Source organism: Pseudomonas sp. GYB4201, from assembly GCF_056312595.1.
The window spans coordinates 44,658-56,906 of sequence record NZ_JBWGIG010000040.1 but is presented as its reverse complement, the minus strand read 5'-3'; the positions used below and the strand labels follow the sequence as shown (position 1 = coordinate 56,906).

Sequence of the window (12,249 nt, the reverse complement as noted above, 5' to 3'; positions counted from 1 at the left end):
GATGTTCGAGGTAGGCTCGTTCAACTGTTCGGGCTTATAGCCAGAGCGGAGAGGTGAATGGCGGTTCTGCTGCTACACGTGCTTATCAACACTGCTGCTGAACAACCTGCCATTCACCGCTCTCACCCCGGATTCTATTCCTTCTTCTAGACACAAGCTGCCGCAGGCTGCGTCCGGGCGTTACGCGGACGATGGGGTCAGGTGTTGGTCTTGAGCTTGGTCCACAGCCGGGTGGTCAGGCGGGCGATGGCCGGGGGCAGGTCCTCGACGATGAACACCCGGTCCAGCACGTCCTTGGGCGGGTAGATGGCCGGGTCGTTTTTCACCGCAGGCGTCAGGTAGGCCTCGGCGCCGCTGTTGGGGTTGGCGTAGTGGATGCTGTTGCTGATGTTGGCAATTACCTGGGGTGTGAGCAGGTAGTTCATGTAGGCGTAGGCGTTCTTTTCGTGGGGCGCGGCCTTGGGCATCACCACCATGTCCATCCACAGGGTCGAGCCCTCTTTCGGAATCGAATAGGCGATGTTGATGCCGTTGTGGGCTTCCTTGGCGCTGGCGGCGGCCTGGACGATGTCGCCGTTGAAGCCGATCACCGCGCAGATGTTGCCGTTGGCCAGGTCGCTGACGTACTTGGAGGCGTGGAAGTACTGGATGTACGGGCGGATCTTCAACAGCGCCGCCTCGGCCTGCTGGTAGTCGGCAGGCTGGTGGCTGTGGTGCGGCAGGCCCAGGTAGTTGAGGGTGATGGGCAGCACCTGGGTGGGGTTGTCGATGATCGCCACGCCGCACTGGCTGAGCTTCTTGATGTTGGCTTCGTCGAAGAACAGGCTCCACGACTGGGTGACGTCGGTGCTGCCGAAGATGGCCTTGATCTTCTCGACGTTGTAGCCGATGCCGGCGGTGCCCCACATGTAGGGGAAGCCGTACTGGTTGCCGGGGTCGTTGGTCTCCAGTTTCTTCATCAGCACCGGGTCCAGGTGCTGCCAGTTGGGCAGTTGGCTCCTGTCCAGCTTCTGGATGGCGCCGGCCTTGATCAGCCGCGAGAGGAAGTGGTTGGACGGGCTGACCACGTCGTAGCCGGAGTTGCCGGTCATCAGTTTCGACTCCAGCACTTCGTTGCTGTCGTGCAGGTCGTAGGTGGCCTTGATGCCGGTGGCCTGGGTGAAGTTCGCCAGGGTGTCGTCGGCGATGTAGCCGTTCCAGTTGGAGATGCTCACCTGCTCGTCGGCGTGGGCGGCCAAGGCGAAGGTGGACAGCAGGGTGGCGGTGCAAAGCGTGAGTGCGCGCATGTTCCAGGACCTGTCGGGGTTGAGGTTATTGTTGTTCAGATTTCGCTGCGGGCGCGGACTGTTTCCACGCGCATGCGCAGCCAGGCGCCGATGTCCAGCAGCGGCTTGGGCGGCAGCCAGCCCGGGCAGGCGCGCTCGAGCACGGCGTCCAGCAGCGGCGAGCGTTGGTCGCAGGCCAGTTCCGCTAGCAGCTGGCCCCAGAGGGTGCCGCGGGCCACGCCCGAGCCGTTGCAGCCGGCCACCGCGTACAGGCCGCGTTCCACCTCGGCGAAGTACGGCTGGCCCGAGCGCGAGGCGCTGAGGTGGCCGGTCCAGGTGTAGCGAATGTCCTCGGCCGTCAGCCACGGGAAGCGCCGTTGCAGGCCTTGCAAGTGGTGCTGGCGGCGCTGCAGCAGCTGCGCGTCGGTGAGGTCGGTGCCGCGGTATTCGGCGGTGTTGCGGATCATTACCCGGCGGTCCGGGGTCAGCCGCACGGTGGCGCCCAGCGGGCGGGTGGACAGCACGCCCCAGGGTTGGGTGTCGCCCAGTTCCTGCTCGCTCAAGGGGCGGGTGAGGCTGGCGCTGAGCTCCATGGGGAAGGTGGCGCTGGCGTCCAGGCCGCTGCGGGCGATGAAGGCGTTCAGGCACACCAGCACCCGTGGCGCCGTGACGCTGCCGTGTGCGGCAACCGCACGTAACCCACCCTTGGCCAGGCGCTCGAGGGCGGTGACCGCCGTGTGTTCGTGCACCGTGACCGAGGCGGGCAGGGTGTCGAGCAGGCCGCGTACGTATTTCGCCGGCTGCAGCAGGGCATTGCCGCCCGCGCACTCGATGGCCGCCTGGTAATGGCTGGTGCCCAGGCGCTGCTGCAACGCCGCGCCTTGCAGGAAGCGGGCCTGGGCACCCACGGCGCGCAGGGTGGCCAGGGTGGCGTCGATGTCGGTGAGCTTGGCCGGGTCGTTGACCGCGAACAGGTAGCCGTCGTCGCGGAACTCGCAGTCGATCGCCAGCCGCGCCAGGCGCTGGCGCAATGCATCGTTGGCCGCGCGGGAAATGGCGGTGTCGGCCTGGTAGCCGGCGAACCCCGGCTGGCCGATCAGCTCAAGGGCCCCAGGGTGTTCGTGGGCCACGGCAAACCCGGAATTGCGCGCCGAGGCGCCTTGGGCGGCGCGTTGCCGGTCGAGCACGACGATGCGCGCCTGGGGGTGCGCTTCGGCCAGCGCATGGGCGGCGCTGAGGCCGGTGATGCCGGCGCCGATGATCAGGAAGTCGGCCTGCTGGTTGCCGTGCAGGCGGGCCCGCGGGGCGGCAGTGCCTGCCAGCGCTATCCAGCCACAGTGATTGTTCATGGTTTGCCTCGATAAGGTGCGGGCGCCGGCCACGCATGCGAAATAGGCATGATGGCTATCGGTGGTGGGCCGTCGTGGCTACAATTTATGAGGTGGCGCGGGCTGCGGCCAACGTTAAATTCGCATTCGTCTATTCGGAAAACGCATGGATAACAATCGGCATGTGCCGTCGCTGCAAGGCCTGCAAGCGCTGGTGGAGGTGGCGGACAGCGGCAGCTTCACCCTGGCGGCCAACACCCTGTGCCTGACCCAGAGCGCGGTGAGCCGCAAGGTGCAGCAGCTGGAAAGCCATTTCGGCGTGCCGCTGCTGCTGCGCAACAGCCGTGGCCTGCAGGTGACGCCAGAGGGCGAGCAGGTGCTGGCCAGCGCGCGGCAGATCCTGGCGCAGTTGAAGGCGCTGCATGAACGCCTGGCGCCGCAGAAGCGGCCGTTTCGGATTCGCATGCACGTGTCGCTGGCGGTGCGCTGGCTGCTGCCCAAGCTCAGCGATTTCTACCTGCGCCACCCCGAGGTGGCGCTGGCCATCGAAACCGTGGCCACCGAGGTGGTGGAGCCGTCCAGCGACAGCGATGCGTTCATTCTGTACCTGCCACAGGCGCCCGCCGACCCGGCCTGCCTGATCCTGTTCGAGGAAGCGCTGATACCGGTGTGCGCGCCGGGGCTGGGGCCGCTGTCAGGGCTGGACGACCTGCTGCGCTTCCCCCTGCTGCACCGCTCGGCCGACCGCCAGGCCTGGCGCGAATGGTTGGCCGCCCACGGCAAGCGGCCGCTGGCCGACTACCGGCACATTCCTTTCAACCTCGATGAACTGGCGCTGGACGCCGCCGCCCGCGGTCTGGGCGTGGCCGTCACCGACCAGACCCTGGCCCAGGAATCCCTGGACCGCGGGGTGTTGGTGGTGCCGTTCGGCCCGGCGCTGCGCACCGGTGGCGTCTACGCCCTGTGCCCGCAGCCCGCGGCCGCCAGCCACCCGGCCTGCGCGCAGGTGATGCAGTGGTTCCAGGCCCAGGCCAGCCAGTAGCAGCTGCCGCAGGCGGCGTCCGGCCCCGACGCGGCCGGTGTGGTTATTCAGGGTGCAGGTGCTCTGGCAGGTCGATCTGGAAGCGCACGTTGTGCGCCTCGAACTCCGGCACCTTGCTCAACAACGCCCCCAGGAAGGCGCGGATCGCCTCCTTGCCGCGCACGCGGCTGACCAGGCCCACCGACTCCACATACTCGATTTCCAGCACGCCGCGGTCAGTGGTGAGCGCTGCGCAGCCCGGCACCGGCCTGATGTGCAGGCGGTAGCCCTTGCCGGGCAGGGTCTGCAGGGTGGTGCGGTCAAGCTTCAGGTGGCGGCGCAGGGCATTGACCTGCACGGCGAGGTTGTTTTCCTCGACACACAGGTCGGGCCAGGCGGCGTCCAGCAGCGCCTGTTTGCTGACCAGCTGGTTGGGGCTGGCGATCAGCGTTTCCAGCACATCGAAGGCGCGGCTGCCCAGGGCCACCGGCATGCCCGCCACAAAGGCCTCACGCCGCTCGATGCAGACAGTTGCTTCACCTACGCGAATCATGGTCGTTCCCCGGAATTCGTTGCCCGCCGCCAGTGTGCCCAAGGGCGGGCGCCGGCATGCGCCCGATCGGGCCATGGGCGCGCCCGTTTGGGCCTCAGGCGGGGCGGCGCAGCTCGCTGGGTGCCATGCCCAGGAAACGCTGGAACAGCCGGGCCAGGTAGGAGGGCGACTGCAGCCCCACCGCTAGGCTGACGTCGAGGATCGACAGCGAGGTGCCCGATAGCAGCCGGGCGGCGCTTTCCACCCGCGCACGATTGATGAACTCCACCAGGGTCTGCTCGCTGACGGCCTTGAAGACGCGCGTCAGCTGGCGCCGGGACAGGTGGAACTCATGGCCGATGGCGTCCACCGACAGATCCCGGTCGAGGTTTTCCCGCACGTAGCGCTGGATGTCCTGCACCAGCAGGGCCTGTTGCTGGTGGTCGCGGGGCCGGGGGTGCGCCGGCTGGCTGGCGATGAGCCGGGCGCACTCGGTGAACAGCAGCTGGTTGAGGTGCGGCAACTGCTGCCCGAACGCCTGGGGCGACGTGCCGTGCTGCAGCTGGTCGTGCAGGCGCAGGATGCTTTCCAGCGCCGGGCTGGCCGGCCACACCCCGGAACGGTCAAGCTGCCGGGTGAAGCCGCGGTAGCCGCAGGCCTGGCCCTGGTGCCGCACGTAGCCGGGGTCAACGTACAGCGTCATGTGTTTCTCCCGGCCCGGCGCCGCCTGGGTGGCGTGGGCGAAGCCGGCGGGCACGAAGGAGAACGACTGGCTCGACAGGTAGGCCTGCGGGTTGCTTTCGGTGGCCAGCAGCAGGCCGCCCAGGCGCGGCAACAGCAGCATGTCACCGTCGTGGGCGTGCCAGTCGACGGTGTAGCCGCTGGTGTCGCTGGTCTCCAGGCAGAACACCCCGGTGGACGCGCCGCCAAGCTTGGGTGACAGGTAGGCCATGAAGCTGACTCCTTGTATGCGCAGGCCGCCGCAGTGTAAACCACAACACCCCACCCGCGTAGCAGCTGCCGCAGGCGGCGTCCGAGGCCGCCGCGCTGTACCTGACAAAACCCGGCGTCCATGACGCGGCCTGCGGCCGCTGCTACGCAAAATCCGGCGTCCGTGACGCGGCCTGTGGCCGCTGCTACGCAAAACCCGGCGTCCGTGACGCGGCCTGTGGCCGCTGCTACGCAAAACCCGGTGTTCATGACGCGGCCTGTGGCCGCTGTTACGCAAAATTTGGCGTCCGTGACGCGGCCTGTGGCCGCTGCTACGCAAAATTTGGCGTCCGTGACGCGGCCTGTGGCCGCTGCTACGCAAAATTTGGCGTTCATGACGCGGCCTGTGGCCGCTGCTACGCAAAATCCGGCGTCCGTGACGCGGCCTGCGGCCGCTGCTACGCAAAATTTGGCGTCCGTGACGCGGCCTGTGGCCGCTGCTACGCAAAGCCCGGCGTCCGTGACGCAAAACCCCACCCGCGTAGCAGCTGCCGCAGGCTGCGTCCGAGGGCACGGCGGTCAAAAGTCCCAGCGGGTGGTCACCATCACGTTGCGCGGTTCACCGTACACCGCCGAGTTATAGAAGCCGATGTTGGTGTAGTAGTACTTGTCGAACAGATTGTTGAGGTTCACCGTGGCCGACAGCTGCGGGGTGATCTGGTATTTGGTCATCAGGTCCGCCACCCAATAGGCCTTCTGTTCGAAGGTTTCATACTCGTCATGGGGCGAGTTCCAGATTGCCTGCCAGGCCCGGCTCTGCCAGCGGCCGCCACCGCCCACGGTCCATTGGCTGAGCGCCCCTGGCAGGTTGTAGGTGGTGTACAGGGTGAGCTGGTTCTCGGGCTCGAAGGTGGAGATTTTCTCGTTGCCGTCGTCGCGCACCACCTTGTGGGTGAACCCGGCCTGCAGCTGCCAACCCTTGGCCAGTTGCCCGGACACCTCCGCCTCGAAGCCCTTGGTCTGCGCGTCGGTGCCCTTGAAGGCGTAGTTGGGCGGCGTGGGGGACTGGTTGTTGTAGGCGTCGTCGGAGACCGGGCGGTTGCTTTCCTGCACCTGGAAATACGCCAGGCTGGCGTTCAGGCGGCCGTCGAAGAATTCGCCCTTGATGCCGGTCTCGTAGTTCTCGCCTTCGTCGGGGGCGAGCAGCTTGCCGTTGCGGTCGAGGTTGTAATAGTCCTGCGGGATGAAGATGTCGGTGTAGCTGGCGTACACCGAGAACTGTTTCGTCAGGTCGTAGACGGCGCCCGCATACGGGATGATCCGGCCACTCTCGCGGTAGGTGTCGGTGGTGCCGGTGAGGGTGTAGTTCACCAGCCGCCCGCCGAGGATGAAATGCAGGTCGTCGGTGACCGCCAGGCGCGTGGCCAGGTACACCCCGGTCTGGCGAATCACGTCGTCATTCACCTGCTGCGCGGTGCCCCAGTAGGGTTTGTCGACGTTGCCGTGCCAATGGTAGAAGTCCAGCTGGTTGCCGCTGGGGAAGGTCACTTCCCAGTAGCCTTTGCCATCCCAGTCGGCCTTGCTGATGGAGCCGCCCAGCACCACCTCGTGCTCGCGGCCGAACAGGTTGAACGGGCCGCTGACATAGGCATCGGCGGCGTCGCTGGTGGTGTCGCCGCGGTAGCGTTGGGCGGTGATGCGGGCGGTACCGTCAGCGGCCGGGGTGTCGCCCTGGATAGTGCCCATCTGCGCGTCGTAGCCGTTGAGCTTGTGGTCCAGCTGCAGCTTGCTCACCCAGCCATCGCCCAGCTGATGCTCGACGGTGGCGAACAGCGTGCGCGTGTACTGGCGCCAGCTGCTCCAGTCGGCGGCGTTGCTGAACGAGCGCTTGACGCTGTTGCGCTCGCCCTGGGCGTTGATCAGCGGGAAGCTGCCCGACCAGGTGGAACCGCGCGGGGTGTTGTCCTGGTAGTCGCCGCCCACGGTCAGCAGGGTGTCGGGCGACAGGTCGAATTCGAGGATGCCGTAGTACACCTCGGCCTTGCTGCTGTAGCGGTCCATGAACGACTGCTTGTCCTGGAAGGCGGCGACCGCCCGGCCACGGACGTTGCCGGTGGGGGTGAGCGGGCCGCTGACGTCGACCTCGCTGCGGTAATTGTCCCACGAGCCGGCGCCCAGGCTCACGTGGCCCTGGAAGTCGGCGGTGGGTTTCTTGCGGATCAGGTTGATGGTCCCGCCCAGCGAGCCGGCGCCCACCAGCAGGCCGGGCGAGCCCTTGAGCACTTCGATGCGGTCGTAGATGGCCATGTCGCTGAGGGTGTTGCCTGCCGAATAGCCGACGTTGCGCACTGCCGAGGGAATGCCGTCGTACTGGAAATTGTTGATGGAGAAACCGCGGACGTAGTAGTTCGAGCGGTCGCTGTCGTACGCCGACACGGTGATGCCGGGCGTGTGGCGCATCACGTCGTCGACGTTGTCCAGGGCGAAGTCGTCCATGTGCTGGCGCGTCACCACCGTCACCGACTGCGGGGTCTGCCGGGGGCTGAGCACCAGGCGGGTGGCAGTGCCGAGCAGGCCCGGGGTGTAGGAGCCGGTGCCTTCGGTGATGTTGCCCAGCTGGTTGCTGGAGATTTCGGTGGGCGTCAGGTCCAGCGCGGTGCTGGCCGGTGCCGCCGGCACCAGCACGAAGCCGTCGGGCTGCTTCACCACGTCCAGGCTGCTGGCGGCCAGCAACTGCTGCAACGCCTGGTCGGCGGTGAAACGCCCGTGCAGGCCGGCGCTGCGCTTGCCGGCCAGCAGCTGTGGGTCAACGACGATGTTGACGCCGAGGCTGCGGCTCAGCTGGGTCAGGGCACTGTCCAGGCTGCCGGCCTGTATGTCGATCTGCAGCGGGTCGGCGGCCTGGGCCAGGGGCGCGCAGAGGCTGCCGCACAGTAGGGCGCGGCGCAGCGCCTGGTTGAGCAGGCGGGGGCGAAGCGAAAGGGTGGCGCGCTGGGTCACGTCGGGAATCTCGAAGGGAAGGAATGGGGCGTTCATGTAGCTATGCCGTCCCAGTCACCAAACCCCATCAACCTGCGCCAGGTTTTTTTCAAGCGGCGCTCACCCGCAGCCAGTACCGGGTGACCTGGCGCACCCGCCAGCCATACGCGCGGGCGATCAGCGCCACCGACTGCTCCGGGTTCACGGTGCTGAAGTTGCCGCTCACCGGCGCGCTGGCAAGCGTGGCGTCCCAGCCCAGGTAGCCGACGCGATAGCGGCCCAGCTCGGCCAGCACCTGGGACAGCGGCAGGCTGCGGGCGATCAGCATGCCGTCGCGCCAGGCGCCGTGTTCCGCGCCAGGGGCAGGCAACGGCCGGGCGCCGGCCTTGCTCACCAGCCATTGTTCGCCGGCGGCCAGGGTGAAGGGCGTCCCGGTGGCCCTGGCCGTCACCCTGACCTGGCCCTGGGTGACCGTGACGCAGGTGCCGTCGGCCATCAGCCGCGCTTCGAAGCGGGCGTCGGTGGCTGCCACCTCGCAATCCGGGGTGCCCAGGCGCCACGGCTGCAAGCTGCCACGGGCGGTGGCCAGGGCCAGTTCGCCGCGCAGCAGGGTCAGCCGGTGCGGGTCGTCCATGGCCAGGCTGGCGGCGCTGTCGGTGTTCAGGTCCAGCACGCTGCCGTCGGGCAGGGTCCAGCGCCGGTGCTCGCCGGTGCGCGTGCTGTAGTCGGCGACCAGCCGCTGCCAGGGCGCCTGGCGCTCGGCGGTCCAGCCCGTGGCGCCCACGCCTGCGGCCAGCACCACGAACTTGAGCAGCTGGCGCCGCTGCAGGCGGGTGTCGGGCAGTTTGTTCAGGGTGGCGCGCGCGGCCTGCGCCGGCAGCGCGGCGAATTGGCCATGCAGGCCTTGAATGCGCTGCCAGGCGCTGCGGTGCAATTCATCCGCCGCCAGCCAGTGCTCGAACGCCTGGCGCGCCGCGGCGTCCGGGGTGTTGAAGGTGACCTTCAACGACCAGTCGATGGCGGCGTCGAGCACTGCCGGCGGAATGTGCCCGGGCGTGCGGTTCATGGCAGGTCATCGCCGAAGGTGGCGGCGTAGCACTGGCGCAGCGCCTGCGCGATGTAGCGCTCCACGCTGGGCACCGAGATGCCCAGCTCGCGGGCGATGGCAGGGCATTTCAAGCCGTCCAGCTGGGCCAGCAGGAACGCCTGGCGGACGATGGGGCGCAGGCTGTCGAGCAGGCGGTCGATGGCCATCAGCGCCTCGATCACCAGCAGGCCGGTCTGCGGCGACGGCGCCTCCTGGGGCGGCAACTCGGCCAGGGTTTCCAGCCACGCCCGTTCGATGTCCCGGCGCCGCCACAGGTCGATCACCAGCCCCCGCGCCACCGTGTGCAGGTAGGCGCGGGGCTGCGCCAGCGGTTGCAGCTGGCGCCGTTGCAGCACGCGCACAAAGGTGTCCTGCGCCAGGTCCGCGGCATCGGCGGTGTTGCTCAGGCGCTGGTACAGCCAGCCGCGCAGCCAGGCACTGTGGTCGCGGTAGAGTTGTTCGACGAGGGCTGGGTGGTCGGAGCGCTGCATGGCGGATCCTGCGAGGGGTCTATTTGATAAATAGTCGCATTATCATCTGTCATGTGGCGATTGGGAAGTAGCGCGGTGTTGCCGGACGCGGCCTGTGGCCGCTGCTACGCGGGGCGTGCGTCCGGCGGCGCAACGGTCTACCAGCTGTACTTGACGCTGGTCAGCAAGGTGCGGCGCAGCCCCGGGTAGCACTCGTAGGTGTCGTCGCAGGTGGCCACGTACTCGGTGTTCAGCAGGTTCTGCGCGTTCACCGACAGGGTCAGGTGCGGGTTGATCGGGTAGCTGGCGCCGGCGTCGAACAGGGTGTAGTTATCGACGTGGAAGGTGTTGGCGTTGTCACCGTACAGCGCCCCGGTGTAACGCACGCCGCCGCCCAGGCTGAGGCCGTCCAGCAGGGTGTCGTGGAAGCTGTAGTTCAGCCACGCCGAGGCCATGTGCCTGGGGACGTTGGCCGGGCGGTTGCCCTGGTCGCCGTTGTTGCTTTTGGTGATTTCGGCGTGGGTGTAGGTGTAGGACGCCAGCAGGTCCCAGTTGCGGTCCAGGCGTGCCTTGACCTCGGCCTCGATGCCGCGCGACTGCTGTTCGCCTGAAGCCACCGAGTAGCCGGTGGTCACGCCGCCCACCAGCTGGTTGGTCAGCACGTTGGTCTTGGTCAGGTCGTAGGCGGCCACGGTCATCAGCAGGGCGTCGCTGGGCTGGTATTTCACGCCCACTTCCCACTGGTGCGCCATGCTCGGGTCGAAGGCGCTGCCGGTGCTGCTGGTGCCGGTGTTGGGGTTGAACGACTCGGCGTAGCTGACGTATGGCGCCAGGCCGAAGTCGGTGAGGTAGGTCAGGCCCACGCGGCCGGTGAAGGCGTTGTCCTTCTGGTTGGTGGAGGCGCCGACATGGTTGTCGAGGTCGTTGCGCACGTAGTCGTAACGGCCGCCGGCGGTGAGTATCCAGTGGTCGTCGAACCTGATCTGGTCCTGCAGGTAGCCGCCCACCTGTTGGATGGTCTGGTCGTAGTCGATGGAGCTGATGCTGTTGGCGGCGCTGGGGCGGGCGATGCTCTGGCCGTATTGCGGGTTGTAGATGTTCAGCGTCGGCGCCAGGGTGCGCCAGCGGCTGATGTCGGCGTCCTGCCAGGCGTAGTCGACGCCCATCAGCAGCTTGTGCACCAGGGGGCCGGTGTCGAAGTCGGCCTGCAGCTGGTTGTCGAGGTTGAAGGTGTCCATGTGCTGGTCGAAGCGGTCGGCGATGCGCGAGGTGGTGCCGCTGGCCAGGTCGACGGCGGTGGGCAGCAGGTTCTGGAAAATCAGGTCCACCTGGCCGTAGCGGGCGTTCTGGCGGAACTCCCAGGTGTCGTTGAAGCGGTGGCGGAACGCGTAGCCCAGGGTGTACTGGTCCTGGTCCAGGTGGTTGAAGCTGTGGTCGCCCATCAGCGTGCTGGTGGTGTGGCCGCTGGGGGTGCTGTAGGCGAACAGCGAGCCGCCGTTGTGGTCGCGTAGGAAGTCGGTGAGCACGGTCAGGCTGGTGTCGGCGTCCGGCGCCCAGGTGAAGGAGGGCGCGATGTACAGGCGGTCGTCTTCCACCTGGTGGCCGTCGGCGTATTTCACCTGGGTGTCGGCGTCACGGGCCAGGCCCACCACGCGGTACAGCAGGCTCTGGTCGGCGTTCAAGGCGCCGCCGACGTCGAACTGGCCTTGCAGGCGGTTGTTGTTGCCGCCGGTCAACTGCACCTCGTTGACGTGGTCGGCTTCGGGCAGCTTGCTGACGCGGTTGACGATGCCCCCGGCGTCACCCTGGCCGAACAGGCTGGACGCCGGGCCGCGCGCCACTTCCACACGGTCGTAGGCGTAGGGCTCGCTGCGGAAGAACGCATAGCTGTTGTTCTGCTGGCGCAGGCCGTTGAGGTAGTCACTGGTGGCCTGGCCGTTGAAGCCACGGATGTACAGCCAGTCGAAGCCCTTGGGGTCCAGGCCGTAGGCTTCCACCTTCACCCCCGGCACGTAGCGCAGGGCATCGGTGACGGTCTGCGCGCCCTGGGCTTGCATCTGCTGGCGGGTGATGACCGAGATCGACTGGGGAATCTCGATGATCGGCGAGTCGGTCTTGGTGCCGGCGCTGCTGCGCGTGGCCACGTAGCCCTGGCCCGGGTCGGCGCTGCCGTCCATGGCCTTGCCGGAGATGCTGGTGGGCGTCAGTTGCACGGTGGCGTCCACCGCCGGGATCAGCGAGTAGCTGCCGTTGGCCAGCAGTACTGGCTGCAGCGTGCTGCCCGCCAGCAGCTGGCGCAGGCCGGCGTCCACCGCGTAGGTGCCGTGCAGGCCGGGCGAGCGTTGCCCCTGGGCGGTGCGCGGGTCGTAGGAAATGTTGACGCCGGTGGCGCTGGAGAACTGCTCCAGGGCGGCGCTCACCGCCCCGGCGGGAATATCGAAGCGCAGCTGCGCGGTGGCCTGGGCCCAGGCGCTGGGTGCCACCAGCAGCGCCGTCATCGGCGTGGCCAGGGTGATGCTCATGAGGCCCTGGCGCACCGCGCGCTTGAGCAGGTGCGGTCGATTGAAAGTTGGCTTGCGTGCAGACATGTGTGTTCCCTTCGCCCCTGTGGCAGTGGTGATGGCGCTTATTGCGTCT

At 67.6% G+C, this 12,249-nt stretch carries 9 protein-coding genes; 1 reads left to right on the top strand and 8 read right to left on the bottom strand.

Going from position 1 to position 12,249, the window contains the following annotated elements; translation table 11 throughout:
• Positions 1-197 precede the first annotated feature (197 nt).
• Together AC0Z2B_RS27215 and AC0Z2B_RS27210 are read right to left on the bottom strand one after the other, a co-directional pair.
• Positions 198-1,286: a polyamine ABC transporter substrate-binding protein gene (locus AC0Z2B_RS27215; RefSeq protein WP_476300763.1), complete on the bottom strand. Its 1,089-nt coding sequence runs from the start codon at positions 1,284-1,286 to the stop codon at positions 198-200.
• Between the two features lie 35 nt (positions 1,287-1,321).
• Positions 1,322-2,614, bottom strand: a complete 1,293-nt coding sequence (locus tag AC0Z2B_RS27210) for an NAD(P)/FAD-dependent oxidoreductase (RefSeq protein WP_476300762.1) — start codon at positions 2,612-2,614, stop codon at positions 1,322-1,324.
• 145 nt (positions 2,615-2,759) lie between these two features.
• Between AC0Z2B_RS27210 and AC0Z2B_RS27205 the strand changes: the two genes are divergently transcribed.
• Positions 2,760-3,635: a LysR substrate-binding domain-containing protein gene (locus AC0Z2B_RS27205; protein ID WP_476300760.1), complete on the top strand. Its 876-nt coding sequence runs from the start codon at positions 2,760-2,762 to the stop codon at positions 3,633-3,635.
• A 43-nt stretch (positions 3,636-3,678) separates the two neighbouring features.
• Here AC0Z2B_RS27205 and AC0Z2B_RS27200 read toward each other — a convergent pair whose 3' ends face one another.
• From AC0Z2B_RS27200 to AC0Z2B_RS27175, 6 genes are all read right to left on the bottom strand, one after another.
• Positions 3,679-4,167, bottom strand: coding sequence for a winged helix-turn-helix domain-containing protein (locus tag AC0Z2B_RS27200; protein ID WP_416423783.1), 489 nt, complete (start codon positions 4,165-4,167; stop codon positions 3,679-3,681).
• 94 nt (positions 4,168-4,261) lie between these two features.
• On the bottom strand, positions 4,262-5,098 hold the full coding sequence (locus AC0Z2B_RS27195; RefSeq protein WP_476300758.1) for a helix-turn-helix domain-containing protein: 837 nt from the start codon (positions 5,096-5,098) through the stop codon (positions 4,262-4,264).
• 557 nt (positions 5,099-5,655) lie between these two features.
• Positions 5,656-8,112: a TonB-dependent siderophore receptor gene (locus AC0Z2B_RS27190; protein ID WP_476300756.1), complete on the bottom strand. Its 2,457-nt coding sequence runs from the start codon at positions 8,110-8,112 to the stop codon at positions 5,656-5,658.
• A gap of 52 nt (positions 8,113-8,164) precedes the next feature.
• Complete coding sequence (locus AC0Z2B_RS27185; RefSeq protein ID WP_476300754.1) at positions 8,165-9,121, bottom strand: FecR domain-containing protein; 957 nt, start codon at positions 9,119-9,121, stop codon at positions 8,165-8,167.
• Entirely contained in the window at positions 9,118-9,633 is a 516-nt protein-coding gene (locus AC0Z2B_RS27180) for a sigma-70 family RNA polymerase sigma factor (protein ID WP_476300752.1), read from the bottom strand. Before AC0Z2B_RS27180 ends, AC0Z2B_RS27185 begins: the two co-directional genes overlap by 4 nt.
• Before the next feature lie 137 nt (positions 9,634-9,770).
• Positions 9,771-12,200 (bottom strand): TonB-dependent siderophore receptor, encoded by a 2,430-nt coding sequence (locus tag AC0Z2B_RS27175; protein WP_476300750.1) that lies wholly within the window; start codon positions 12,198-12,200, stop codon positions 9,771-9,773.
• Between the last annotated feature and the right edge of the window lie 49 nt (positions 12,201-12,249).